Source organism: Paraglaciecola sp. L1A13, assembly GCF_009796745.1.
Classification (GTDB): Bacteria; Pseudomonadota; Gammaproteobacteria; order Enterobacterales; family Alteromonadaceae; genus Paraglaciecola.
Window position 1 is genome coordinate 4,859,996 of sequence record NZ_CP047024.1, and the last position, 24,124, is coordinate 4,884,119.

Consider the following 24,124-nt stretch of genomic DNA (forward strand, 5'->3'; position numbering starts at 1 on the left):
GCAATTAGTGAGGCTATGATAACGTGATAGGCAGATGAGCAAAATAGACCCCAACAAACCACTTCCACAAATACATCAACGACGAACTGTCGCAAAAAGCGGATTATTCACCGTTGAGCAAGTTGATCTTGAGTTTTCTAACGGCGAATTTCGTACCTTCGAACGCATGGCGGGCGGTGGACGTGGTGCAGTGATGATAGTGCCCTTTATCAACGACCATGAATTTCTATTGGTTCGAGAATATGCCGCCGGTATGCATTCTTATCAATTAGGGTTCCCTAAAGGCCTAATTGATGCAGGCGAAGAGCCTAAAGATGCAGCAAATCGTGAGCTGAAAGAAGAAGTGGGTTATGGCGCATCAAAACTTCACTACATACAAAACGTCAGTATGGCGCCGGCATTTTTTAATGCACGCATGGATATATTCATCGCCGAAGATTTGTACGAACAAACATTGCCTGGCGATGAGCCAGAGCCGTTAGATGTCATTCCATGGTCTATACATGATCTTGATGGTTTGCTTGCCCGTGAAGATTTTATCGAAGCCCGCTGTATCACAGCGCTTTTTCTGGCCCAAAAGTGGTTAAAGGAACAATAATGCCTATCGACCAAATACCTGCATTACTCGAAATTGCTAAAACCGCTGCCCGGGAGGCTGGAAAAGTAGTAATGGAGATTTATGATAGCGGCGATTATCAAAGTTATCAGAAAGAAGATGATTCTCCAGTAACGTCAGCTGACTATAAAGCCAATGAAATTATTCTTGCTATATTGCAGCGCGAAACCCCACATATTCCTATTATGTCAGAAGAGTCTGAGAACGGTGAATTAGCCCAGCGAAAGGATTGGGATCGATACTGGTTAATCGATCCTATTGATGGCACCCAAGAATTTATCGCTCGAAGTGGTGACTTTGCCGTTAATATCGCACTGGTCGAAAAAAACCAACCAATCATAGGGGTAATCTTTTGGCCGCCCGGCGAAACCCTTTATTTTGCATCTAAAGACAATGGTGCTTTTAAAGAAAGCTTGTCAGAGAATAAACAAATTTTTGTGCGTAAATTTGACGACATCGAAAATGACGCGGTAATGATTGCTATCAGCCGCAGACAAGCCAGAGAAAAAGTCATGCAAAGCATGAGTAGTCATCGTACTTATCAAACTTACCCAACTGGTAGTTGTTCGTTAAAATCGTGCTTTATTGCTGAAGGTAAAGCGGATGTGTTTTTGCGAGTAGGTATCACCGGAGAATGGGATACGGGCGCATCTCAGTGCATCGTAAGTGAGGCCGGAGGCAGCATTTTGGCGCACGACTTTTCCCCCCTTAGCTATAACGAGCGTAACTCAGTCACCAACCCAGATTTTATCGTCATGGGAGATCAAAGAGTTAATTGGCAAACCATCGTAAAATACACCACAGGAAATGACAAATGAACATCACCAAGCGCACTCAGCTACTAAAATTAGCTGCAATATCTAGCTTACTTTTCTGCGCATCAGCTTCTGCCGATTGGCGATTACTAAACAACGCATCTCACCTTAATTTCGTCTCGACTAAAAATGTTAACGTGAGCGAAATTCATCATTTTTCTCGGCTTGACGGCTCCCTTAGTAGTGCGGGTGAATTATCTGTTGATATAGATTTATCTTCGGTACAAACAGGTATCGATATCCGTAATACGCGTATGCGTGAAAAGTTGTTTATGGTGGATAACTTCCCCAAGGCAACCTTGAAGGCGACACTACCTGAAGAGATCACGAAATTCACCAGTGGCCAGTCTGGTACCTTTATTATTCCTAGTAAACTGACGATTATGGGTCAGCAACACGAATTAGAAATAGAGGTTCAAGTGACCAAAACTGACCACAATCGATTTGTGGCAACCAGTGCCAAGCCGATACTGATAAGTGCTGGAGATTATGGCTTACAATCAGGTATCGACTGGCTACAAAACGTCGCGAAGTTGTCAAGCATCAGCCCAACGGTGCCCGTTACCTTCAATTTGACATTTATTGCATTGATGTAATATCAGCTAACTTATTCTGTCACCTCATCGGTCAGCTCTAGCTGGCCTTTGGGGATAATATTGACGGTTTCATGTAATTCGGAATACACCAATAACGCCTCTCCTGATTTTAACTGCGAACGCACCTGTTCCACCTTATCAGCTAAGCTGCAATCAGCATCTCCATAGTCGGTCCCTTCGCGCAACACAAAACCTTCAATCAAATTACTAAGGGCATCGGCGCTTATTTCACTAATAGGTATAATCATAAACTACATTGAATTGCACTTAGACGCGCAAAATCTCCTGAAAATATTGATTTACTCGCTCATGCAGCCAAATTTTAGGCTGCCATGGCGTCCCCTGCATAAAACCAACATGGCCCCCTCTATCACTTAATTCAAGACGTACCACAGAAGCTAAGTTGGTTGCTTTTGGTAATACCGACTCATTCATAAAGGGATCGTCTTTAGCGTGAATAATTAAGGTTGGGGTCGCAATGGTGGGTAAGAAATTAATTGCACTGCACTTATCATAGTAATCATCGGCACTATCGAAACCATGTAAAGGAGCCGTGACATGGTCATCAAACTCTTTAAAGGTCTTAATTTTTCGCGCTTTTACATCGTCAATTTCCAAATGGTCGGAGTAATCGATGGTGCGCATTTTATCCACAAGATTATTTACCATACTTTTCAAAAGATAGGATTGGTACATGCGCGACATGCCTTGGTTGATACTTAACGAGCATTCAGCCAATTTAAATGGTGGGGATATGGCTATACCACCACGTAAAATCTTTTGCTTGGGACGCTCACCCAAAAGTTTTAGCAACATATTGGCACCTAGTGAGAATCCCATCGCCACTTTGGGTACACCAGGATAAAGTTCTGCCAGCCAGTTGAGTAAGTACCAAGCATCTTGGGTTTCGCCCGAGTGATAGGCTCTAGGTAACGAGTTATGTTCTCCACCACAACCACGAAAATGCATAAGAACGACAACGTACCCCTGAGTCACTAAATTGGCGGTCATGTCGTTGGCATAATGGGATTTATTTGAGCCTTCCAAACCATGAAAAATAACCACTAATCCTTTCGACTGCTCAATATCTTTGCGTTCGCCACTCCACGCTAAATTCACAAAATCACCATCAGGTAGAATCAAACGTTCTTTTTGCCAATGCACGTTTAGGCGCCGCTGAAAAAAACGCGGCCAAATAGTTTGAATATGTCGATTTTTAGCCCACCACGGTGGTGTAAAAGTACTTCGTACAATTTCACCAAATACGTGATTTTCAGTAATGGTCTGAGGCTGAGCAAGCGAACGAGAAGCGGTTAAAGACTGAGACATTGAGTAGCGTATGCATTCCAGATTGCAAAATAGTCATTCTCCAGAGTATACCAACTCCCCAGCCATATGTAAGCATATGCAATTGTTCTGGGGGAAACCGAACTCGGGAGATAATTACGTAAAATCAATCTATTGGTTTTACGTATATGAGTCATCCATTTATCTGGCTGCAACAACAGTTAAAGGTCGTTAAGGTTAGCTAGCGACCTCGGCATCAAAAGCCGCTTGCTTGACTTCAATTTGCTCTTGGGCATCTAGCCACAACATTTCGGCCTCTTCTTGAGCCATCTTGCAACTAGCTTGGTCAGCCAATAGAACTTTCAGTTCGGCTTTTTTGTCTATATCGTAAATATCGGGGTCAGCCATTTTCTGTTCTATAACTTCAAGCTTGCTTTCAAGCTCGGCCATTTTTTTCTCTTGAGTCTGCACCGTCTTGCGTAGAGATTGCGTTGCTTGTCTAAACTCAGCCTCTAGGCGTTTAATATTTTTACGATCGAGTTTAGGTTCTTTTTTGTCACTCGTTTGTTTGTCTGCTGATTGCTTGTCTCGATCTGATTTTAATAACCAATCACGGTAGTCATCTAAATCCCCGTCGAACATCGTCACTTGTTGGTTATCCACTAAATAGAAATCATCACATACAGATGACAACAAAAATCTATCATGTGAAATAAGCACCATTGCGCCTTCAAAACCTTGCAGCGCCATATTCAAAGCGTGACGCATATCTAAATCTAAATGGTTGGTCGGTTCATCTAATAACAATAAATTCGGCTTTTGATACACGGTTAGCGCCAAAACTAAACGGGCTTTCTCTCCACCAGACATAGGCGCAACACGCCCAAGAGCATCATCTCCCCTGAAACCAAAACCGCCTAAAAAGTCGCGCATCCCTTGCTCAGTTGCTTTCGGGTCAAGACGTTGAAGGTGATCCATAGCAGAATCGTCGGCGCGTAAGTACTCAAGCTGGTGCTGAGCAAAATAACCTATCCGCAATCCAGCTGAGGTTTCATAAATGCCTTTCATAGGCTGCTTTTCACCGGCAAGCAATTTGATCAAGGTCGATTTACCAGCACCATTTCGGCCTAATAAACCAATACGACTGCCCGGTACCAAGTTTAAATGTAGTTTTTCTAGAATGATGGTGTCGTCATATCCTAATTGCACTTGTTCCATTTTCACTAAGGGATTCGGCAATTTCGGCGGCATAAAAAATTCAAAATTAAATTGCGAAGCAGCTAAAGCGGGTAATAAGGTTTCCATTTTTTCAAGTTGCTTAACCCGACTTTGGGCCTGCTTGGCTTTACTGGCTTTTGCGCCAAAACGATTAATGAAAGATTCTAAGTGAGCGATTTTGTCTTGTTGCTTCTGGAATTGCAGATTCTGTAACCGCAGACGCTCCGCACGTTGGCGCTCGAAGGCATCATAATTACCCGTGTAGCTTATGAGTTGTTGATGCTCTACGCTAATGATTTCGCTCACGGTACTATCAAGAAATGATTTATCGTGTGAAATAAGTAACAAGGTACCAGTGTAACGCTGTAACCATTTTTCGAGCCAAATTACCGCATCTAAATCCAGATGGTTAGTTGGCTCATCTAGTAACAACAAGTCAGAATGACAAAGCAGCGCTTGGGCAAGGTTTAAACGCATGCGCCAGCCGCCTGAAAACGCCGTGACAGGTCTGCCAATAGCCTGATTGTCAAAGCCCAACCCAGCTAAGATTGTGGCCGCACGAGATTCAATATCATAAGCACCAGCATGATCTAACTGGCCATGTAAGGCAGCAATTTTAACCCCATCATGAGCGTTTTCGGCTTCTTCTAATTCAGCCTGTAAACGACGATAAAGTTTGTCACCATCGATCACGTAATCAAGGGCTGAGCGGTCAACGGCGGGTGTTTCTTGTGCCACTGACACCACTTGCCAGTCTTTGGGAATATTACATTCTCCTTGCTCAGGATGTAATTCACCACGAATAAGGCCGAAAAGGCTGGATTTTCCACAGCCATTAGCGCCGATAAGGCCTGCTTTATGCCCTGGGTACAACACAGCATTAGTTTCGTGTAGCAACGTTTTATTGCCACGCATAAGGGATAAATCAGAAATTTGGATCATGAATACCTATTGACGGATAACATAGTCGGTCGATTGCGGTATGATAACAAGATGATTGACCGAAGAAATCCTCTTGTATGACTACTAAAATTAAAAAACGTTTTATCGCTGGGGCAACCTGCCCCCAATGTAAAAGCATGGATACCCTGATGCTTTATTTTGAGAACAATGTTGAAAAAATGGAATGTATAAAGTGCCATTATCAACAAACTCAAACCAATAAAGAGGTGAAAAAAGCGTCTCACCAAAGTAAAAACGTGATTGGCGTATTCAAACCTGAGTAATCATTCATCTTCAAGACCGTCCTCTTAGTAATGAGGCGGTGGCGGTTCGACGTCAAGAGAATCGCCACTGGGCACTTCAATTTCTTTAACCTTATTGATGACATGCGACAACTGAAATTCCAAAGACTCTAGTTGTTTTTGTTGCTTGATCAAGGCTTTGTTTAGTTCTTCTATGGTATCTTCTTGAAAGGCTACTTTCATTTGTAACTGCTCTATATCTGCTTCTATGTGTTGCATATTTAACTCTAATTTAATTACTCATTTATCTGCCAGAACTCAGCTAAACCGCTGCTACTCTCTGACACAACTTGATTGTTCTTGGCAAAACCAACGCCATATACCACTGCGGTTTGCGGTCGGCTGCCTTCTCTTGGTGATACTTGCCATTCTTGTAATTCTTTACCGTCTGACACACGCCACAAATTCAATCGTTTTGCCGGTGAGCCAGTCAATAAATATTGACCGTCTTGGGAAAAAACAGCTGTGCTAAAAATCTTCTGTCGAGCAAGATAATGTAAATTACTAACTTCTTTACCTGTAACGAGATCCCATATACGCGCATCGCGCTTGCTGTCTGCGGTAAACCCATAACGCCCATTATCATCTAATGTGACTTTGGTCACGCGACTAGTATGGGTAAAACTATGAATAACTTGTCCAGTCCGAGTATCCCACAGATAAGCGGTGTAATCGTTCCCACCCGTGAGGGCATAAAATCCATTGGGCGATATATCGACGCTATTTACCTTTTCTTGGTGTCCTAAAAACTCCAGTCGGCGACCGGTTTTCGGTTCAAAAAACATAACTTTGCCATTGCCTCTGGCCACTAAAATTGCGCGCCCTTGATTCGAGACCGCCACGTCACGAATGCTTGACTCATCAATGCGCCAAAATCCTTCAGGGTCGCCACTGGCAACATTCCATAAGGCAAAAGCTTCTCGGTCTGAAGTCACCACGTAACTGTTATCAAAGGCGATATGCACATTGGCAACCAAGTTATTGCCTTCGCCTTGGTGCTGCCACGTGTAAAGTTTTTCATTCTGCTCGAGATCCCAAACCGATATACCACCTGTCACACTAGAGACTACAGCTAACGAGGCATCAGCCGAAATATTTGCCGCATAAGCACCGTCGTCAGCATGTCGCCAAGACACTACTGGCGTTGATGATTGTCCAGAACAGCCACTTAGGAATAAAAAAATTAAACTTAATCTTATCAATACGGTCAATGGATTGTTCCTAATTGGGTTTCTCTTTTCACTCAGGGCGTTTAGTATAAGCGCTTTATCAAGTTGAAACACTTCACAAGTCACGTATTCGACACATATTATCTCAGGGGAGAAGTAAATGAAAAAAACTGCTATCGCGATTTTAATTACCTCAGCCATTGGCCTTACCGCCTGTGGTCAACAAAACACGGATTTATTAAAAGTTGAAGAGCAAAAGCTTGATACCGAAGCACAGCAACAAGCTTATGCTATGGGTGCGAGCGTGGGTCAGTTTATTGAGCAGAAAATGGCAGAACAACAAGCATTAGACGTTAACCTTGATAAAGATTTAGTGGTTAAAGGTTTTGTTGCTGCCCTGCAAGGACAATCACAGCTTGAGATGAAAGAAATTCAAACGCTTACTTTAGCCATGGAAGCCTCTTCTCGCGAAAAGCAACAAGCCATTTCTGATGCAAAAGCTGAAACCAATGTTGCCGACGGGGAAAAATTCTTGGCTGAAAATGCCGAGCGTGAAGAAGTGACAGTAACCGATTCAGGTTTACAGTATGAAGTGCTAACAGAAGGTGAAGGTGTTTCTCCTACGGCCGAAGACACGGTAACTGTGCATTACAAAGGAACGTTACTTGATGGGACTGAGTTTGACTCGTCTTATACCCGTGGCGAGCCTGCAACGTTCCCATTAGCTCGCGTCATTCCAGGTTGGACTGAAGGCGTTCAATTGATGAAAGTTGGCTCTAAATTCAAATTCTTTATCCCATCTGAATTAGCCTACGGTGAGCGCGCAACAGGTAAAATCACACCTAATTCAACTTTAGTGTTTGAAGTTGAATTATTAGATGTAGCTTCAGCTGAAGAAGCTAGCGAATAATTTTTATCGTGTTGAAATTAGGTTTGTAAATGTTTGAAGTCGTGTAGACCCATCATTAATAAACTGTAATAAATAAAAAAACCGAGCATCACCAGATGTTCGGTTTTTTATTACTCACCAGCTTCTTTCCTTGCTGAACCTTGTTCCCTCGGTTTTAGACCCTTTAAAAAGGGTTATTTGGCCCAGAATATCCGGGTAATGGTTGAACTTGGTATGCTGTATCTCTGCAGATGCCCTGCCTTAGCATCAAAAAAATAAAGGGTGAATTTGATATAATCAACTAGTTAATTGAAGCGTATCCGCTGTCAAACTACTTGATGTATTAAGATTAGCCTACAAACTAAAAACCGATACCTAGAAAGCCATTATTTTTTGTAATAAATTACGCTAATAAAATCGTTTTTATTCCAGTTAGGCTTAAGCAGATGTAGGCTGCTCTAGAGCACGTGTTTTTCTGAAATCTAAAGCCCAATATGAAAAATAATAGCTAATCGGCATAACGCATACATATTGCGCACAAATAATACTCGCTACCACGTAGAAAGGGATTAAGGCTTGAAAACAAAATTGATCACGCCTGAGGGCTATAAGAAACTCAATGATGAACACGACGATCTTTGGTTAAAGCAACGACCTGAGATCACTAAAATCGTCACCTGGGCCGCAAGCTTAGGTGATCGAAGCGAAAATGCAGATTATCAATACAACAAACGAAAGCTAAGAGAAATTGATCGCCGCGTTCGTTACTTAAGAAAACTACTGCCAGATCTGAAAATAGTTTATTACTCCCCCCAGCAAGATGGAAAAGTATTCTTCGGTGCGTGGGTGGAAATCGAGAATGATCAGGGAGAAACAAAAAAGTTTCGTATCGTTGGTCCAGAAGAAATCTACGGTGATGCGAAGGGTTATATATCCATTGACTCACCGATGGCGCGTGCGTTAATCAAAAAAGAAGTGGATGATGTGGCAAGTGTTAGAACACCCACTGGCTGTAAAGACTGGTATATCACTTCGATAGAGTACAAGAAATAAAATGCGCAGCCCACACCGCCCTCTTTTTCTCTTGGTGGGCTACCCGCTAGATGAAGTCGAAGAAATTTAACCACTCGTCTTCCTCTAATAAGCAGTGACTAATTAGTCTAGACTAAAACCCAAAATTTACGTTTCAGCATCTCTGACCCAGTAACTTTGATCTATTTGACTCAGCCGGAGTGGCTATATAAGTCCTAGATATTTACTACTGTTTAGTAGATTTATTTAGGAACTCTTTAACGAGAGCGATAACAAATACCACAAACATGACTAGATATACTAAATGATAGTGTTGATAGTTTGAGGCTTAGCTATCCAATGTTCTGGCGTAAGTAATTAACTCGTTGTAGCCATAAGAAAGTGAAAGTATCCCTTAGCTATGCGATTGGCCCCTTGAACTTTATTAGTGTTACATCAGACGTTTTTATATTTTTCAAATACCGTTTTGGAATGCTCGTAGCAGTTGATTTACTGAAAGATAGCCAAACAAAACACCCCCTCCTAAAAAACGTAACAATTTCAAAGTTAGTGGCCCTAATCAATAGAAGTCAGAGCCTCTCAGCCGCGACCTTTTTACATCACTCTACAATCCATTTCGACAATTTCAAAAATAAACGACAATAATGTCTGTTTACTCTGGTATTTTACCGTCAAGGCCATATATAGCCTTGTTGAGCTATTTTCATAATTACTTTATACCTTCATAAATTCGCCAAAATAGGGCCGTTACATGATCATTGAAAAAATCGCGAGTGAACTTCAAGTCAACGCCACTCAAGTACAAGCTGCCGTCAAGCTTTTAGATGAAGGCTCAACCGTGCCCTTTATTGCCCGCTATCGTAAAGAAGCGACCAATGGCTTAGACGATATTCAGCTTCGTCTGCTGGAGCAACGCTTGGTTTATCTTCGTGATATTAATGACAGACGTAACGTGATCCTCAAAACGATTGATGAACAAGGTAAGCTAACAGACCAGCTTAAGCGCAGCATTTTAAGTTGTGATAATAAAACCGAACTCGAAGATTTATACCTACCGTACAAACCTAAACGTCGAACCAAAGGTCAGATCGCTATTGAAGCGGGTTTGCAGCCGTTAGCGGATACCCTTTTTGATAATCCGAATTTAACCCCAGAAGCCGAAGCCGCTAAGTTTATTGCCTTAGACAAAGGTGTGGCAGATGAAAAATCGGCGTTAGAAGGTGCAAAATATATATTAATGGAGCGCTTTGCAGAAGACGCAGCATTGCTGCAAAAAGTGCGTCAGTACTTGATGGCAAATGCCCATATCAAGAGTCAAGTGATCCTAGGCAAAGAAAAAGAAGCAGCTAAATATACTGACTACTTTGAACACAGTGAACGCTTGAGCAAAATTCCATCCCACCGCTGCTTGGCTCTTTTTCGTGGTCGAAATGAAAACTTCTTGCAGGTTTCCATGGACGCTGATCCACAAAAAGAAGGCAGTGATAAAAGCTCACATGGCGAACATATTATCGCTCAGCACTTTGGATTAAATTTCGCTAATCGCCCTGCTGATGCTTGGTTAATGACTGTTGTTCAGTGGGCATGGCGGGTGAAAATTGCCCTGCATATGGAAACCGAGTTATTCGGCGTGATTAAAGAGCAAGCCGAACAGGAAGCGATTCAAGTCTTTGCCAAAAACCTTAATGATTTGTTGATGGCGGCACCTGCAGGCGCCAAAAACACCATGGGGCTCGATCCGGGTTTACGAACAGGTGTGAAGGTTGCGATTGTGGATGCTACGGGCAAGGTTGTAGCCACCAGCACCATATTCCCTCACGTTCCACAGAACTTATGGGATAAGAGTTTACGCACGCTAGGTATGTTGTGTAAGCAGCATAAAGTGAAGCTTATCAGTATTGGTAACGGTACGGGCTCTCGCGAAACAGACAAGCTCGCGGCTGAAGTAATTAAAGCGAATCCAGAGTTAGGCCTAAGCAAAATAATGGTAAGTGAAGCTGGCGCTTCTGTTTATTCGGCCTCAGAGCTGGCATCAAATGAGTTACCAGATATGGACGTGTCTTTAAGGGGCGCAGTATCTATTGCACGGCGTTTGCAAGACCCGCTTGCTGAGTTAGTCAAGATTGAGCCTAAAGCCATTGGTGTTGGCCAGTATCAACATGATGTCAGCCAAAGCAACCTAGGTCGTTCACTAGATAGAGTGATTGAGGACTGTGTTAACGCTGTGGGTGTAGATTTAAATATGGCATCTGCCGCCTTATTAAGCCATGTATCAGGCTTAAACCGCACATTGGCAACAAACATCGTTAATTTCAGAGATGCCCATGGCGCATTTGCTAGCCGCAAAGATTTACTTAAAGTCGAGCGTTTAGGCCCTAAAGCCTACGAGCAAGCAGCTGGATTTTTACGTATTGTGAATGGTAGCAATCCACTTGATGCATCATCGGTTCACCCAGAGGCGTATCCGGTCGTGCAAGCGATAGTGAAAAATTCAGGTAGTGCAGTCAACGACTTAATCGGTAATACCGAGCTACTTAAGAAGCTTGAACCAGAACAGTTTGTTGATGACACTTTCGGTCTACCCACTGTAAGCGACATTATTAAAGAATTACATAAACCTGGCCGTGATCCGCGTCCCGAGTTTAAAACAGCGACCTTCAAAGAAGGCGTGTCATCGTTGAGTGATTTAAAAGTAGGGATGATTTTAGAAGGTGTGGTTAGCAACGTTGCTAATTTCGGAGCCTTTGTAGACGTAGGTGTACACCAAGATGGCTTAGTACATATATCGGCCATGACCAATAAATATATTTCTGATCCGCGCGAAATTGTTAAAACTGGCGATATTGTCAAAGTTAAAGTTATGGAAGTAGACGTCGCCCGTAAGCGGGTATCTTTCACCATGCGCTTAGACGACGATATCAATACACCGGCAAATCAAGGCCGGAGTAATAGTGAAAATAAACCGCATCAAGCTAATAAACCATCGGGCAAGCCTCACAACAAAAAGCCCAAGCCAGCCTCAGCGAATCTAGCTATGGGTAACGCGTTTGCTGATGCCTTTGCAAAAGCCAAAAAAAGCTAAGCTTCTACCACGCTGTTGCCAGCGATAGAATCTATAAGCCTTAAAACGTCCGACGAAAAGAAAATAAAAATCCGCTGACTATGTTTAGCGGATTTTTTATTGTTGTCAGAAACAATTGCTCGCATCACCATTGACCAAAACACTTAAGTCGGTATAGCTCATCGAACTTTAACGCTGCCTCTTTTTTACATAGCACACGTTAAGAAATTAACTTCGCTACTCTTCAAATTCAACCGTCGGCAAATTAATACCTTTACATAGCTTTTACATACCCTAGCGAAACTAACATAAGAACTAATACGTCAAACAATGGGTAAATTCTTGTTTCCTTGACCCTAATAAAGCGGAACTTTAACAATGACAATGAAAAAATTTATTCCATTAGCGGTATTGTTGCCTATGGTGCTAAGTGCATGCGCAGGCAAACATCGCCCAGAAACAAAACAAAGCGATATGTTCGTGACCAATATCAAATATACCAATGACAAAGTCTTCAATTTCAGTATTGGCTCTAACCAAGAAAAAGGTGACCGTGGAAAAAACAAGTCACAGCGTGGCGGCCGAGGCGGCCCTCCTCCAGACAGAAATAATTCACGCAAAACAGACAGCGAAGATACAAACGAAAATTCGCTCAATGCGCTTTATAGTCGCCTCGAGTTGAAGTTAAATGAAACGGGCTATTGTCGTGAAGGATACGTTGAAATTGATACCTACGAATCGGAAAATCGCTTTCATATTCTTGGTAAATGTAATGAATCTGCAACGCCTGAGGATAAAAGCCGGTTTGTGAATGATTTCGGTTATTAGCGCTATAGCGTTGTCTGTTGCACTCACTGTACGCTAGCCTTAGTGTAACGTATATTAAGGACACAACGAATAAACGCCGCTTACCTGAGGTTATAGGCGTTTTAGATGTATTAGAATTGGCACTATTAAGCGGAGTAATTCAAACCGTAGCTTTTCGGTTCACTGATACTTTGATAAAAGCGCTGCACAACTTGCTCAGCCATTAAAGTATTGCCGTTACGCTGCTCTGCAACGGCTTCGTCGTTAAAAGCAGACTGCGAACTTTCAGTTTTCAAGGACGACGTTTCTGCATCTAAGTCGCGGATAGACGTACCTTCATTGGTACCACGTACAATTTCATCTAATTCCGGTCCAAATATCGCTTGAGGCGTTGTTTGACCGTTGCCTTTCTCTACGCTAACACTGCCTGCTACGCTTAAGGTGTTTTCGCTTTTGTCCTCAGCCAATGCTTTGCGCGCTTCAAGCGTTTTTTGGCTGGCTTCAGTCGCAACACGCAAGTCTTGCGGCGAAGGTTCCGCTGGCGCAAGAGCAGCCGATTTGACTTGTTGCATCTTACGGATCGTTTCTTCTGGTGTATCCGCTTCTGACACATCAATAGACACTTCACCACTGGTAGCATAACGCTTACCGTCAGGACCTGTCGTATACTCGTAATCAGGCGCGCCAGCATATTGACCGCCGGTATTAGCGTGAGCCTGCTCGTGAGTACGCACCTCTGTATCACGTTTTTGAAGTTCGTCTATTTCTGCTTTTTCTTGCTGTTCTTCTTGTTGTTGCGCCAACTGCTGCTGTTCAGCATCGTCTTTGCCTGCACTTTCTTGTTGGGCATTGTCTTTATCTGCGTTTTGCTGCACATCAGATGCAGGCTCGCCTTGAGGCTGAATCTGGGGGCGTTCGTACGTAAGCGGTTGAGCAGGCGTTCTTACTTTGTCATGATCACCGGCTAAGCCCGACTCTGCGGCTGAATTTTCAGACCCCGTCGTCGCTGGAACTGTTTCGCGCAGGGTATTATCTCTGCGTGCAGCTTCAGTGTTTATATTCGCTGTCGGAAACCCAACAGCGATAGGAATGGGCGTAACGATGTTCATTTTCTTAGATCATTTTTTCCGTTAAATAATTTATTGTTAGGCGAAGGTATCTAACAAGGTACCAATCGTGTCATTTGCTACGTCTACTACTTTAGCGGACGCTTCGACGCCTAATGCGCCGGTTTTCAAATCAACTATGCTATCGGTCAGGTTCACGCTCGAAGTATTACTATGGCGTTGCGAATCACCATTTACATTAGCAATGTCTAGGGCTGCCTCAGCGACCTGGTCACTGGAACGCTGAATTCCTTGAACACCATTGGCAAATGCCGAATTAATATTGCTGTTAAGTGAAATTGCCACTGTGATTACCTCTACTTACCTCTTATGCTTAATTATTAACCAAAAAAGAGAAATTTAACAGTTACTTTTTACATGTCGATTTTACTTACCAGATCAGTCAAAAATTCTTCAGTATGAGAGATAAATGGTGCATGGGATGCGTGAGGGAATACTGTCACGCTGTGGGTAGCGGGTAAGGAGTATTGTATATAATCTTCCAACTTGACCGGCACTAAGCTGTCGAGACGCCCTAACATCCAATGCACTGGCATTTTTAGCGTATGCAGCTTCGGTCTTAAATCAACACATTCCAATATATCAAGTCCAGCGGTAAGGGCTTGAATATCAGCTTGCGGATATGCTTCGATACTACTTTTAATTTTTTTCATATCTGTTTTCGCTGACTGACTACCCATCGCTTGTATAGCGAGAAACCGATCGATTGTTTTGCTTAGGTTTTTTACCAGTTGCAGTGAAAACGCACGTAAAATATTAGGCGCGATACCCGGCCAACTATCATCTTTTTGAAACTTAGGTGAGGTCGCTATGAGTATGAGTTGTTTGATAGCTGCCGACTCAGTTAAGGCTATTTGTTGTGCAATTAGCCCTCCTAACGACCAACCGATAACAATACTATTAGCCGGAATAACGGTAGCTACGTCAGCGGCCACAGCCTCGATACTATACGTTTCTGGAAATGCATTACTGTTCTGACCAAATCCGGGTAAATCGATATATGTCACGCTAAAAAGCTGCTCTAATTGCGCAGAAATCGGTTGCCAAACGCCACTATTCACACCCCATCCATGTATTAAAACGAGATTGGGGCCACTACCTGATGTACGAGTTTTTAAAGCTGTTGTCATTTACTTCATCTACGCTTAAGGATTAGCGCGTTAGTGTAAAGACGCAAACCGTGAAATCAAGTGGATGCAGCTCTTGTGTGGAATTTTGCAAAGTTAAATATATCTAAATATCAACAATGCTTATTGTGTAAACAAGGCACTGAAGCGCTAGTTTGTGCGTATTGCACCCAAGATTTAGTATTATTTGAATGTGAAAAATATGATTACAACTTACTGAATTGGCCAAAGGCACAACGGGGACTTAAATTGTTATCGGCTGATCATGTATTGGCTATGGCAGATTATCAATGGCCTTTGTCGCGCCTAATTACTGGTTTGAAATTTTCGAATAAAATTATGCATGCTAATGCGTTAGCCGAGCTTTTTTTTCATCACGCTTTAAGAAAAAATGATTCATTACCCCAAGCAATAATACCCGTGCCATTACATCCGCGGCGCTATCAAACACGTAAATACAATCAAAGTATAGAGCTAGGTAAGTGCATTTCTGCTCTTACAGGCATCGCTTTAAAACCTGATTTAATTGCGCGCCATAAGGCCACTCAAACACAAACGTCACTTTCCAGTTCACAGAGAAAGGCCAATATGAAAAATGCGTTCTCGCTACATCGTCCCGTCAAATTCCAGCATATAGCGATTTTAGATGACGTCATCACCACGGGTGCAACGGTTGAAGCTATTTACCAACTTATCAAAAGCCATAACCCAAACATACAAATTGATATTTGGAGTATGTGCCTTACTCTTGAACATGATAGTAAGCCATCACGTTAACATGGCCACAGCTATCTGAGGGATTATGGCTGATCGGTGGCAATAAGATTAGACATAAATATCGCGTTGCTTAACAACCGCCTAGTTCCCCGCCAATAACCACGAAAATTAGGATCGTCCACAAAGGCAATTACTTTCCCCTTACCTACACTGTTAGCCACAATTGACGCACTTTTGCTCACTAGCGCTTGTAATTCATCTGCAGCATAACCAGACATTAAGGGGGTAGACGTATAGCGCCCCACAGTAACAAATGGCGTTTTAGGCACTCGCATAACCACAGTACTATTTTTAAATGACGGCAGATGTGAACGCGTAAATCCGAAAGTAAGGGGGTGACTCAAATCAAGCTGGGTATCAAAAACCGCACCAGCAATACGTCGTTTCGCCGCGAGTTGATTGCGATCTGCATAATTTAAATCCGTCGTCGAAAAGGCGCGTTTAATTTCATCTTGACTGAAAAATGACGCTTTTAACCAATCCTTATCTGCAAGCCACTTAGCACCAGTGCGCTGCCCTATCATTACGCCCCCAGCCGATAACCATTTTTCTAATGTGCGCACTGTTTTTTCAGGCACATCAGCGTAATTACCACTGACCCAAATAATGTGGCTATAACGCGTTAAATCTAGTCGAGGTAAACGCGATAAGTCAGTCATGGTCACTGGCATTTCAACAACAGTATCAAGGTAATGCCACGCTTCTCCCACTTCATACTGCGAAGTGCCTTCTCCACCTACCAATAATACCTGAGGTGTTTTAAGTCCGTGCATATCACGACTGCCTATATCGATGCCCTGCGCGGTCAAGCCAGATAGTATAGACCAAATTTTTATTTCGCTTTGTGCTGCACCTTCGTTCAATAGTGACTCTAGATTATCGGGTTGCTTTAGTGCTAACGGGATCAGTACTGAGCCTGCTGTAAAACTAATATTGCCTTGCGTCGTCAGGGCAGCGAAATCTGAACCTGCTATTTTGACCTTTACACCACCAGCCAATAATCGATAAAGCAGCTTAGGGGCGTTAGAGTCCTGCCATGAAAATCCGAAAGCGTAGGCGTCTTTCCCATCAATGGCCGTTAATTGTTTAGCAGACGCATTTTGTTCATCATTAACGGGGATATTCCGCCATAACTTGCGTTCAACAGGAGAGTATTGAATATTAAATGCGAGCGGTAAATTCCAACTTGATACGTCATAAAAACTATTATCATTAAAGCTTTTTCTTTCTGAAAACAATGACTTAACCAAACGGTACTGGGGTTGATTCAACGGCACAAAGATACTCGACAATGGCTGATAAACGGTATCATCCACGCTGACTTCTTTATCCAAGTAACTGAACTTAATTTGATGCTGCTGTAAAATAGATTTCAATTGTGCAAAACGGCTGGCGTCTTGGGATTCACTGAGCAGATAGCCGACGGTTTTATCATCTTTAATAAGCTTATTTGTTTGCGCGGTAAATTGCTCAGGGTAAGCGAGTAGCGCGGCTTTATTAGCTTGCGCGCCAGTGAACGTAGAAAGAGATGTCGTTACTTGATTCTGAATCGTATCGCTAAAATTCAGCACACCATGAATAGACTCTTGCTTATGCCCACGACTACTTGCTTGCTCGAACAGAATACCAATTGAGCCTTGGGCATCTGGGTAGGTTGACCCTTTCCCATAATAAAAATCGTCGTATGCTTCCTGTGTGAAATACAACTGTTTAGTTTTATCTAAGGCGGCTGCATGAAACTTTGCCAGCTCGGCCGTTAGCTCAGTATTGCGCGCCGGGGTCCACGGGTTATTGCGTGAAGCAATACCTGGTTGGAAAAAATAACTACTGTTAGTGCCCATTTCATGAAAATCAGTTAGCACATGAGGTCGCCAACGATGAAACTGAGCAATACGCGCTTGTGATTCAGGATGAGTCAGCAATAGCCAGTCCCGATTTAAATCAAATAGATAATGATTAGTTCTTCCACTCGGCCAAGGCTGTTGATGCTCTCTATGATTAGGATCTGCGACTAGCTGCTGACCACGATTGCCATTAGCCCACTGGGCAAATCGAGCCAAGCCATCGGGGTTGATACTGGGCTCCATCAGCACCACATTGTTATCAAGCAAGGCTTCAACAGCTTCGCCTTTAGCTGCTGCAAGGTAATAAGCGATTAACAACGCGGCATTAGCGCCTGACGATTCATCGCCATGCACGCTGTAGCCCATCCATAGGACAAGCGGTTGATCTGGTGCGCTTTTTTGACCAAATGACGACACGTGTTGTTGACGAATTGATGCTAAGTTTTGCTGGTTCTTAGCTGAGCTAAAGGTCAGTAATAAAAGAGGGCGGTTTTCATGTGAACGACCTGTTTCTAGTATGCTAACCCGGTCAGACTTAGCGGCCAAGATACGCATGTATTCGACTAGCTGATCATGGCGGACGTGCCATTCCCCGACTGGCGCACCGATGACTTGGGAAGGGCTAGGAATATCATCACGAAATTGCGTATTATTGGGTAAATAGTCGCTGTCGATTAGGGCTTGGGCCGAAAAGGAAAACAAAATTAGACTTACAAATCCCAAAAAACAACCGCGCTTCATATAGATAAACCTTTTATTACCGCAAAATAAGCTTAAAAGGTTCGCATATTTAAGCTGAAATTAACATAAGCAAACCTTATTACTTGAGTGTTTTAGTCAAGTAATTTTGATATAATCTTCATATGTTTCTACAACAGGACCTTTTTTATGATTTCTATCTCAGATACAGCCCAAGCGCATTTTTGTAAATTGCTTGAAAAACAAGAGCCTGACAGTAATATTCGGGTGTTTGTTGTTAATCCTGGTACGCCAAGTGCGGAATGTGGTGTGTCTTATTGCCCACCTGACGCAGTTGAATCAACGGATATCACCCTTGAATTTAATGGCTTCGATGCAGTCGTTGATGCGGAAAGCGCACCGTTTTTGAGCGAAGCCGAAATTGATTTCGTGACCGACCAAATGGGCTCTCAGTTAACGTTAAAAGCCCCGAATGCCAAAGCACGTAAGGTCGATGACGACGCGCCTCTTGAAGAGCGCATACAGTATATGATCGAGGCAGAGATCAACCCACAACTAGCCAGCCATGGCGGTAAAGTAATGTTGGTGGAAATTACTGATAAAGGCGAAGCCATATTGCAATTTGGTGGCGGTTGTAACGGCTGCTCGATGGTTGATGTAACGCTCAAAGATGGCATCGAAAAACAAATGCTTGCACAGTTTTCTGGCGAACTGACTGCAGTCAAAGATGCCACCGAGCACGAAGCCGGTGAGCACTCGTACTACTAGTAAATAGACCCGTGCAATGCAAAAAAAATCGCTCTCTAGGTTAGCGGCTGATCCTCACAAAAGCTGGGGTCGTTTTAAATACGGCCTTGGTTTTTTTTGTATTGGTGTCGTGTTGGTATTATTAGGTGCCAATAGCTGGGTTTGGTTACAAATTCCTGGGCTACTCGCACTTATTATTGGCAGTGTTTATGCCCTTTATGGCTACGTTGGCATTCTTGCTTACCGTATGCAAAGTGCATTTAGCCTAACAAGCGCTGAGCACGATAAAGGTAAACGAAATAGCCACCAAGACTAAGGCCTCGCCCTAACATAAGCAGCAATAGCGCAATCCATAATGCATAATTTTGATAATCTTGCAGTAACCACCAACTAGGAAAGAAGAAACACACTGCGCTAAGTAGCATGCTATTTTGCATGGCTTTGGCCCGGGTCAATCCCACAAAAATTCCATCAAGCAAGAAACACCAATGGCTAATAATGGGCAATAACCAAATGATCAATAAGTAGTGCTCCGTGAAGGATCTCAGCTCAGGTAAATCCGTTAAAATAGCAATAATTTGTCGACCAAATAACAAAAAGCTTAGGCTATAAAGCGTAGCGACCACACCGGACCATAACAACCCGCGAAGTACGACTTGCTTTATTTCTTGCGCATCGTTCTTGCCTTTAGCCTCACCTGCCAGTGCTTCAACCGCATAAGCAATACCGTCTAGGCCTAACGCAATCAAGGCGAAAAACTGCATAATAATCGCATTACTGGCAGCGGTTAAAGGACCAAATCTAGCCCCCTGAAAAATCACAAAAGCTAAGCACACCTGCAGTGCTAGATTGCGCACAAAACTGTATCCATTAAGGCTCATTAGCTGCGCAAGTGAAGACCATCGCCATAGTGCCCGATGAGGCATAAGTAATCCCATACCTTTAAACGCCACCCACATACCAAGTAGCAAAATACTGTATTCAGCGGCAACACTCGCCAGTGCGACGCCTTTCACGCCTTGGTCAAACACAAAAACCAGCAATATACTCAACCCAGCATTGAGTAGGTTGGCAAAAATTTGAATATAAAGTACTTGTTTAGTCTTTTGCTGACCGATTAACCATCCGATTATCGCAAGATTCACTAAGGCAGCTGGAGCGCCAGCTATACGCACACTAAAATACTGCTGAATCACTTCTAATAGTTGCGTTTCTGGCTGGGCAAAGTGAACACCCAGTGTTAGTAAGGGCTTTTGCACTGCCCATATAACTAAGCCGAGAACGAGCGCTACGCTACAACTTTGCCAAAACACTCGACTTTTCGCTTCAGCGTCCTGCTCGCCTTTTGCTTGCGCACTAAGGCCTGTGCTCGACATTCGAATAAAGCCACATAACCAGTAGATTTGAGTCAGAATAAGTGAGGCTATCGCCGCACCAGGCAAGGTATTGACTGCTCCCCATGTGACCCAGCACTGCCGTATCGACCATGCCGATTAGTGGAGTCGTTATATTGCTCAGGATCATGGGTAATGCTAGCAAAATCAGCTGCTGATGAGAGGCGCGATGCCAGAATCCTTGGTGCGTTGAAACGTGTGATTGAGCCAAATCGCTATCTACCGAATTTAAGAAAAATATAATTTATCAAAGCTGAACCAGCACATTATGCTGAGAGAATTCAATGTTACACTTATGCTATTAGGTACGATGCAACGTTTATCAGCGTTACGCGGTGCCAGTTAAATTTCAACATATTTAAAGGTAACTCTATGGATCGTATCATTTTTTGTATATTAGTTTGCACCTGTATTTTCATCTCAAGCAGTAAGGTGCAAGCTGCGGACAATGCAGTTATTTTACTTTATCACCACGTCAGCAATACAACACCTGCTTCAACGAGTGTAACGCCGCAAACGTTTACGCAACATATGAATTATTTGGCCGAGCATTACAATGTTTTACCATTAAAAGACATCATCGTAGCACTTCAGAAAAAACGAACACTGCCAGACAATGCGATCGCGATCACGTTTGATGATGGCTTTAAGAATATTTATCAAAATGGCCACCCTATAATGGCCAAACTGAATCTACCCTATACCGTATTTATCAACCCAGATTTAGTCAACAAAGTTGACTATCATTTAAGTTGGGATGATATGCGCAATATGGCTAAGCAAGGAGCAAGCTTTGCTAACCATAATCTACGTCATGAGCACATGTTAAACCGCTTACCTGATGAAAGTGATACTGCTTGGTTAGCCCGTCGCATAGCCGATATACAACAGGCCGAAGCGTTACTTGAAGAAAACTTAGATGTTAAGGATAAATTTTTTGCCTACCCTTATGGCGAATTCTCACCTGCTTTACAAGCACGTTTAACAGAACTTGGCTACGTGGGTTTTGCGCAGTCTTCGGGTGCTATCGCCAGTTATAGTGACTTTTCAGCTTTGTCACGCTTTCCCGCTGCCGGTATTTACGCCAACTTAGACCGACTAAAGGTCAAAATGGCGAGCTTAGCCATGCCAGTAACGAATGTTTCACCAACAACACCTTTAGTCGATCCAGACCCATTTGTATTTCAATTTAGCGTACAAAGTGACGACATTAATAACAGTCAATTGGCCTGTTATTTTCAAGGTAATTCTCAAGCCATAACACGTGAAGGCGAGCGTATTTCTATAGCGTTTACCCAACAATTACCATTGGGACGTTCAAGAGTTAACTGTACAGCGCCAAGTAAACGACAGCCATCACGTTATTATTGGTACTCTAAACCATGGTTTGTACCAACAACAGATGGCAAGTGGTTGGACTGAGTTTTAGTTAAATATTAAAATTTGATGGGGTGATCAGTTTGAACTGCGGGGTAGCATGACCTTTACTAGCAAACTATAGCGTTTTGCGCATATGCACATAAATGCCGAGTGACATTGGGCTTGCGTCCTTGGTGGTGCGAACGACGTTGAAACCGAAACGCTGATAACAGTGAATAGCAGCAAGGTTGTCTTGTTTTACATCCAGAGTCAGCGCTTGCTTATTGTCCGCTTTTGCCAAAGATTCGAAATGCGCTAGTAATTGACGACACAACCCTTGACGTTGAAATTCGTCTGCCACACCTATGTGCCCCACACACATTTCATCAACCCCAGGACGCGCAAATACTTGTTGTAAGACCTGACATCGATGTAAAACCTCGAGTACATCTGTACCTTGGTAATAGCTGGTCATACTTTCAAGCGTAGCTTGCACATAAGCCTCGCCCATATCAAATTGCCAACCACAACCTATGGCCGCGACTTTATTATCAATTTCAATAACTCTGTGGTTACCATAGCCAAATTGCCCGGCTTGCTTAGTAAATGCCTTTATTAAAAAAGTTTTAGCGAGGTAATCACGCTCTTCTGTATGCTGGCTAAATAATCTATTTAACGCAACGGGAGCGGATGAAATAATCAATGCCACGGCATCTTTGCCATCAACCGCGTTTGCTTTACGCACAACAAACATTATTGCGGTTCTGTAGCCAATATAGCCATATCATGCAGAATGCGCTCGCTGTCACTGACCGCGACTTTCCCTGGCGAAAATTCAGGCTTAAATCGGCCGATCACATTTCCTTGCGGATTTATCAACACAATCGACGCGCTATGATCGACCAAATAGTTTGGGTCATCAGTGCTTTGTGAAATGGAATACATCATGCCCAGAGCTCGAACAAATGGAAAGATATCGGCGTGTTCTCCAGTGGCAGCTATGAAATCAGGTTCAAAAAACTCTATATATTCGGCTAGCCTTTCAGTGGTATCACGTGCCGGATCGACAGAAATAAACGCGACTTTAATTGGGTACTGGCCATCGATACTTTGCAGCTGTGGATAGATACTGCTTAAATCAGCTAAGGTAGTTGGGCATATATCGGGACAAAAAGTGTATCCCACAAAAATCAACGTCCATTGCTGCCGAAAATTTTTGTTGGTCAATACTTGGCCCTTGCTATCAACTAACGAAAATTCAGGTAACGCCCTAGCCTGAGGATACAGCTTAATATATTCAGTTTTTTCACTCTGTGGCGGCGCAATATTTATCGCAATTACGATCCCGACCACCAATGCCACCACGGCGACTAACCCTAAACTTAATTTTTTCAAAAAGTAAATCTCATGTAATGATCAACCAATAAGACCACAAACAATACCATCAAATGAATAATTGAAAACTTAAACGTTTGCATGGCGGTGTTGTCGTCACTGGCGAATTTCAATTTCCACGCATAGTACAAGAAGCCGGCATTTAATGCGCTAGAGCCAAGCAAATAGATAACTCCTGTCATACCTATGAGATAAGGTAATAAACAAATAAGCGTCAGTAATATTGTGTATAACAAGATTGAAGTTTTAGTGAATTCAATGCCATGGGTTACAGGTAACATGGGGATCTTCGCCCGTGCGTAATCTTTCTCACGATGGATAGCCAACGCCCAGAAATGAGGCGGGGTCCAAATAAAAACAATTAGCACTAATAGCAGAGCGTGTGCATGAATATCATTTGTTACCGCTGTCCAACCTAGTAAGGGTGGTGCGGCGCCTGCTAACCCACCAATTACAATATTTTGTGGAGTAGCTCTCTTTAAGTACATAGTATAAACGAAAGCGTAGCCAACTAAACTCGCTAAAGTGAGCAGTGCCGTTAAACGATTAACCCACAATTCTAAAATAATGTAGCCAACAACGGTTAGTAGCCCTGCAAATATAATCGCCCTTTTAGGAGAAACCTTTCCTTTAGGTAAAGGCCGATTAGAGGTTCGAGCCATTTTAGCATCGATTTCCCTATCGACGACATGGTTGATAACCGCAGCGGCAGAGGAAAGAAGTCCAATACCTGTTAGGCCTGCGATAAGGATCTTCCAGCTTATCCAGTTTTCGCTTGCCAAGCACATACCCACCAAGGCCGTTAATAATAATAACATCACCACTTTGGGCTTGGTCATTTCATAATAATCACGCCAATTTGCGGTAAATTTAGCAGTGATGTTATGAGGTGTAATACCAACTGATTTACTCATTGGTCTC

At 43.0% G+C, this 24,124-nt stretch carries 24 protein-coding genes and 1 pseudogene; 12 read left to right on the forward strand and 13 right to left on the reverse strand.

Translation table 11 applies throughout. The features are described from left to right. The first annotated feature begins 34 nt into the window (after window positions 1–34). The 3 genes from nudE to GQR89_RS20750 are packed head-to-tail and all read left to right on the forward strand — an operon-like array spanning window position 35 to window position 2,027. Window positions 35–598, forward strand: a complete 564-nt coding sequence (gene nudE, locus GQR89_RS20740; RefSeq protein ID WP_158771984.1) for an ADP compounds hydrolase NudE — start codon at window positions 35–37, stop codon at window positions 596–598. Next, a complete protein-coding gene (gene cysQ, locus GQR89_RS20745; RefSeq protein WP_158771985.1) occupies window positions 598–1,434 on the forward strand; it encodes a 3'(2'),5'-bisphosphate nucleotidase CysQ in 837 nt (278 codons plus the stop codon). The genes nudE and cysQ overlap by 1 nt, the downstream gene beginning before the upstream one ends. Further along, window positions 1,431–2,027 (forward strand): YceI family protein, encoded by a 597-nt coding sequence (locus tag GQR89_RS20750; protein ID WP_158771986.1) that lies wholly within the window; start codon window positions 1,431–1,433, stop codon window positions 2,025–2,027. The genes cysQ and GQR89_RS20750 overlap by 4 nt, the downstream gene beginning before the upstream one ends. A gap of 11 nt (window positions 2,028–2,038) precedes the next feature. Here GQR89_RS20750 and GQR89_RS20755 read toward each other — a convergent pair whose 3' ends face one another. From GQR89_RS20755 to GQR89_RS20765, 3 genes are all read right to left on the reverse strand, one after another. Further along, on the reverse strand, window positions 2,039–2,275 hold the full coding sequence (locus tag GQR89_RS20755; RefSeq protein ID WP_158771987.1) for a YheU family protein: 237 nt from the start codon (window positions 2,273–2,275) through the stop codon (window positions 2,039–2,041). 19 nt (window positions 2,276–2,294) lie between these two features. Beyond that, window positions 2,295–3,356, reverse strand: coding sequence for a hydrolase (locus tag GQR89_RS20760; protein ID WP_158771988.1), 1,062 nt, complete (start codon window positions 3,354–3,356; stop codon window positions 2,295–2,297). Window positions 3,357–3,551: 195 nt separating this feature from the next. Further along, complete coding sequence (locus tag GQR89_RS20765; protein ID WP_158771989.1) at window positions 3,552–5,474, reverse strand: ATP-binding cassette domain-containing protein; 1,923 nt, start codon at window positions 5,472–5,474, stop codon at window positions 3,552–3,554. A 77-nt stretch (window positions 5,475–5,551) separates the two neighbouring features. On the opposite strand from GQR89_RS20765, the gene GQR89_RS20770 reads away from it, so the two are divergent. Further along, window positions 5,552–5,758 carry a YheV family putative zinc ribbon protein gene (locus GQR89_RS20770; RefSeq protein WP_158771990.1) on the forward strand — a complete coding sequence of 69 codons (207 nt, stop codon included), beginning with the start codon at window positions 5,552–5,554 and terminating at the stop codon, window positions 5,756–5,758. A gap of 24 nt (window positions 5,759–5,782) precedes the next feature. On the opposite strand, the gene GQR89_RS20775 is transcribed toward GQR89_RS20770, so the two are convergent. Both GQR89_RS20775 and GQR89_RS20780 read right to left on the reverse strand, forming a co-directional pair. After that, window positions 5,783–5,995, reverse strand: coding sequence for a SlyX family protein (locus GQR89_RS20775; RefSeq protein WP_158771991.1), 213 nt, complete (start codon window positions 5,993–5,995; stop codon window positions 5,783–5,785). Between the two features lie 17 nt (window positions 5,996–6,012). Beyond that, window positions 6,013–6,987, reverse strand: coding sequence for a WD40 repeat domain-containing protein (locus GQR89_RS20780; RefSeq protein WP_158771992.1), 975 nt, complete (start codon window positions 6,985–6,987; stop codon window positions 6,013–6,015). A 118-nt stretch (window positions 6,988–7,105) separates the two neighbouring features. On the opposite strand from GQR89_RS20780, the gene fkpA reads away from it, so the two are divergent. The 4 genes from fkpA to GQR89_RS20800 all read left to right on the forward strand — a co-directional run bounded on the left by fkpA (window position 7,106) and on the right by GQR89_RS20800 (window position 12,755). Beyond that, window positions 7,106–7,855: an FKBP-type peptidyl-prolyl cis-trans isomerase gene (gene fkpA, locus GQR89_RS20785; protein ID WP_158771993.1), complete on the forward strand. Its 750-nt coding sequence runs from the start codon at window positions 7,106–7,108 to the stop codon at window positions 7,853–7,855. A 555-nt stretch (window positions 7,856–8,410) separates the two neighbouring features. Beyond that, window positions 8,411–8,887 (forward strand): transcription elongation factor GreB, encoded by a 477-nt coding sequence (gene greB, locus GQR89_RS20790; protein ID WP_158771994.1) that lies wholly within the window; start codon window positions 8,411–8,413, stop codon window positions 8,885–8,887. A 730-nt stretch (window positions 8,888–9,617) separates the two neighbouring features. Further along, window positions 9,618–11,948: a Tex family protein gene (locus GQR89_RS20795; RefSeq protein ID WP_158771995.1), complete on the forward strand. Its 2,331-nt coding sequence runs from the start codon at window positions 9,618–9,620 to the stop codon at window positions 11,946–11,948. Between the two features lie 357 nt (window positions 11,949–12,305). Further along, the gene (locus GQR89_RS20800) at window positions 12,306–12,755 is read left to right on the forward strand and encodes a hypothetical protein (protein WP_158771996.1); all 450 of its coding nucleotides are present in this window, start codon (window positions 12,306–12,308) and stop codon (window positions 12,753–12,755) included. 125 nt (window positions 12,756–12,880) lie between these two features. Here GQR89_RS20800 and GQR89_RS20805 read toward each other — a convergent pair whose 3' ends face one another. From GQR89_RS20805 to bioH, 3 genes are all read right to left on the reverse strand, one after another. Further along, window positions 12,881–13,843 carry a putative metalloprotease CJM1_0395 family protein gene (locus GQR89_RS20805; protein ID WP_158771997.1) on the reverse strand — a complete coding sequence of 321 codons (963 nt, stop codon included), beginning with the start codon at window positions 13,841–13,843 and terminating at the stop codon, window positions 12,881–12,883. Between the two features lie 36 nt (window positions 13,844–13,879). Then, on the reverse strand, window positions 13,880–14,146 hold the full coding sequence (locus tag GQR89_RS20810; RefSeq protein ID WP_158771998.1) for a hypothetical protein: 267 nt from the start codon (window positions 14,144–14,146) through the stop codon (window positions 13,880–13,882). Window positions 14,147–14,214: 68 nt separating this feature from the next. Next, on the reverse strand, window positions 14,215–14,991 hold the full coding sequence (gene bioH, locus GQR89_RS20815; protein ID WP_158771999.1) for a pimeloyl-ACP methyl ester esterase BioH: 777 nt from the start codon (window positions 14,989–14,991) through the stop codon (window positions 14,215–14,217). A 75-nt stretch (window positions 14,992–15,066) separates the two neighbouring features. Here bioH and GQR89_RS20820 point away from each other — a divergent pair, with 75 nt between their 5' ends. Further along, window positions 15,067–15,765: a ComF family protein gene (locus GQR89_RS20820; RefSeq protein WP_158772000.1), complete on the forward strand. Its 699-nt coding sequence runs from the start codon at window positions 15,067–15,069 to the stop codon at window positions 15,763–15,765. A gap of 23 nt (window positions 15,766–15,788) precedes the next feature. Here GQR89_RS20820 and GQR89_RS20825 read toward each other — a convergent pair whose 3' ends face one another. Continuing rightward, on the reverse strand, window positions 15,789–18,350 hold the full coding sequence (locus GQR89_RS20825) for a M14 metallopeptidase family protein (protein ID WP_158772001.1): 2,562 nt from the start codon (window positions 18,348–18,350) through the stop codon (window positions 15,789–15,791). Between the two features lie 147 nt (window positions 18,351–18,497). Here GQR89_RS20825 and nfuA point away from each other — a divergent pair, with 147 nt between their 5' ends. Together nfuA and GQR89_RS20835 are read left to right on the forward strand one after the other, a co-directional pair. Next, window positions 18,498–19,076, forward strand: coding sequence for a Fe-S biogenesis protein NfuA (gene nfuA, locus GQR89_RS20830; protein WP_158772002.1), 579 nt, complete (start codon window positions 18,498–18,500; stop codon window positions 19,074–19,076). Window positions 19,077–19,092: 16 nt separating this feature from the next. Then, window positions 19,093–19,371 carry a hypothetical protein gene (locus tag GQR89_RS20835; protein ID WP_158772003.1) on the forward strand — a complete coding sequence of 93 codons (279 nt, stop codon included), beginning with the start codon at window positions 19,093–19,095 and terminating at the stop codon, window positions 19,369–19,371. Here GQR89_RS20835 and GQR89_RS20840 read toward each other — a convergent pair. Continuing rightward, a pseudogene (locus GQR89_RS20840) lies at window positions 19,316–20,579 on the reverse strand (MATE family efflux transporter). The gene GQR89_RS20835 and the pseudogene GQR89_RS20840 overlap by 56 nt on opposite strands. A 242-nt stretch (window positions 20,580–20,821) precedes the next feature. Here GQR89_RS20840 and GQR89_RS20845 point away from each other — a divergent pair. Continuing rightward, window positions 20,822–21,871 carry a polysaccharide deacetylase family protein gene (locus tag GQR89_RS20845; RefSeq protein WP_158772004.1) on the forward strand — a complete coding sequence of 350 codons (1,050 nt, stop codon included), beginning with the start codon at window positions 20,822–20,824 and terminating at the stop codon, window positions 21,869–21,871. Window positions 21,872–21,944: 73 nt separating this feature from the next. Here the strand turns inward: GQR89_RS20845 and GQR89_RS20850 are convergent, their stop codons facing one another. Genes GQR89_RS20850 through cyoE form a run of 3 tightly spaced genes read right to left on the reverse strand, consistent with a single transcriptional unit; the run spans window position 21,945 to window position 24,117 of the window. After that, window positions 21,945–22,562: an N-acetyltransferase gene (locus tag GQR89_RS20850; protein WP_158772005.1), complete on the reverse strand. Its 618-nt coding sequence runs from the start codon at window positions 22,560–22,562 to the stop codon at window positions 21,945–21,947. Beyond that, a complete protein-coding gene (locus GQR89_RS20855; protein ID WP_158772006.1) occupies window positions 22,562–23,203 on the reverse strand; it encodes an SCO family protein in 642 nt (213 codons plus the stop codon). Before GQR89_RS20855 ends, GQR89_RS20850 begins: the two co-directional genes overlap by 1 nt. Next, window positions 23,200–24,117 (reverse strand): heme o synthase, encoded by a 918-nt coding sequence (gene cyoE / locus GQR89_RS20860; protein ID WP_158772007.1) that lies wholly within the window; start codon window positions 24,115–24,117, stop codon window positions 23,200–23,202. The genes GQR89_RS20855 and cyoE overlap by 4 nt, the downstream gene beginning before the upstream one ends. Window positions 24,118–24,124: the final 7 nt, after the last annotated feature.

Coding starts and splice junctions, on each gene's coding strand:
- GQR89_RS20760 (WP_158771988.1), bottom strand. CDS start 3,356: ATGTCTCAGTCTTTAACCGCTTCTCGTTCGCTTGCTCAGCCTCAGACC.
- GQR89_RS20850 (WP_158772005.1), bottom strand. CDS start 22,562: ATGTTTGTTGTGCGTAAAGCAAACGCGGTTGATGGCAAAGATGCCGTG.
- GQR89_RS20805 (WP_158771997.1), bottom strand. CDS start 13,843: ATGAACATCGTTACGCCCATTCCTATCGCTGTTGGGTTTCCGACAGCG.
- nudE (WP_158771984.1), top strand. CDS start 35: ATGAGCAAAATAGACCCCAACAAACCACTTCCACAAATACATCAACGA.
- GQR89_RS20800 (WP_158771996.1), top strand. CDS start 12,306: ATGACAATGAAAAAATTTATTCCATTAGCGGTATTGTTGCCTATGGTG.
- GQR89_RS20755 (WP_158771987.1), bottom strand. CDS start 2,275: ATGATTATACCTATTAGTGAAATAAGCGCCGATGCCCTTAGTAATTTG.
- bioH (WP_158771999.1), bottom strand. CDS start 14,991: ATGACAACAGCTTTAAAAACTCGTACATCAGGTAGTGGCCCCAATCTC.
- fkpA (WP_158771993.1), top strand. CDS start 7,106: ATGAAAAAAACTGCTATCGCGATTTTAATTACCTCAGCCATTGGCCTT.
- GQR89_RS20835 (WP_158772003.1), top strand. CDS start 19,093: ATGCAAAAAAAATCGCTCTCTAGGTTAGCGGCTGATCCTCACAAAAGC.
- GQR89_RS20795 (WP_158771995.1), top strand. CDS start 9,618: ATGATCATTGAAAAAATCGCGAGTGAACTTCAAGTCAACGCCACTCAA.
- GQR89_RS20775 (WP_158771991.1), bottom strand. CDS start 5,995: ATGCAACACATAGAAGCAGATATAGAGCAGTTACAAATGAAAGTAGCC.
- GQR89_RS20750 (WP_158771986.1), top strand. CDS start 1,431: ATGAACATCACCAAGCGCACTCAGCTACTAAAATTAGCTGCAATATCT.
- cysQ (WP_158771985.1), top strand. CDS start 598: ATGCCTATCGACCAAATACCTGCATTACTCGAAATTGCTAAAACCGCT.
- GQR89_RS20770 (WP_158771990.1), top strand. CDS start 5,552: ATGACTACTAAAATTAAAAAACGTTTTATCGCTGGGGCAACCTGCCCC.
- GQR89_RS20825 (WP_158772001.1), bottom strand. CDS start 18,350: ATGAAGCGCGGTTGTTTTTTGGGATTTGTAAGTCTAATTTTGTTTTCC.
- nfuA (WP_158772002.1), top strand. CDS start 18,498: ATGATTTCTATCTCAGATACAGCCCAAGCGCATTTTTGTAAATTGCTT.
- cyoE (WP_158772007.1), bottom strand. CDS start 24,117: ATGAGTAAATCAGTTGGTATTACACCTCATAACATCACTGCTAAATTT.
- GQR89_RS20765 (WP_158771989.1), bottom strand. CDS start 5,474: ATGATCCAAATTTCTGATTTATCCCTTATGCGTGGCAATAAAACGTTG.
- GQR89_RS20845 (WP_158772004.1), top strand. CDS start 20,822: ATGGATCGTATCATTTTTTGTATATTAGTTTGCACCTGTATTTTCATC.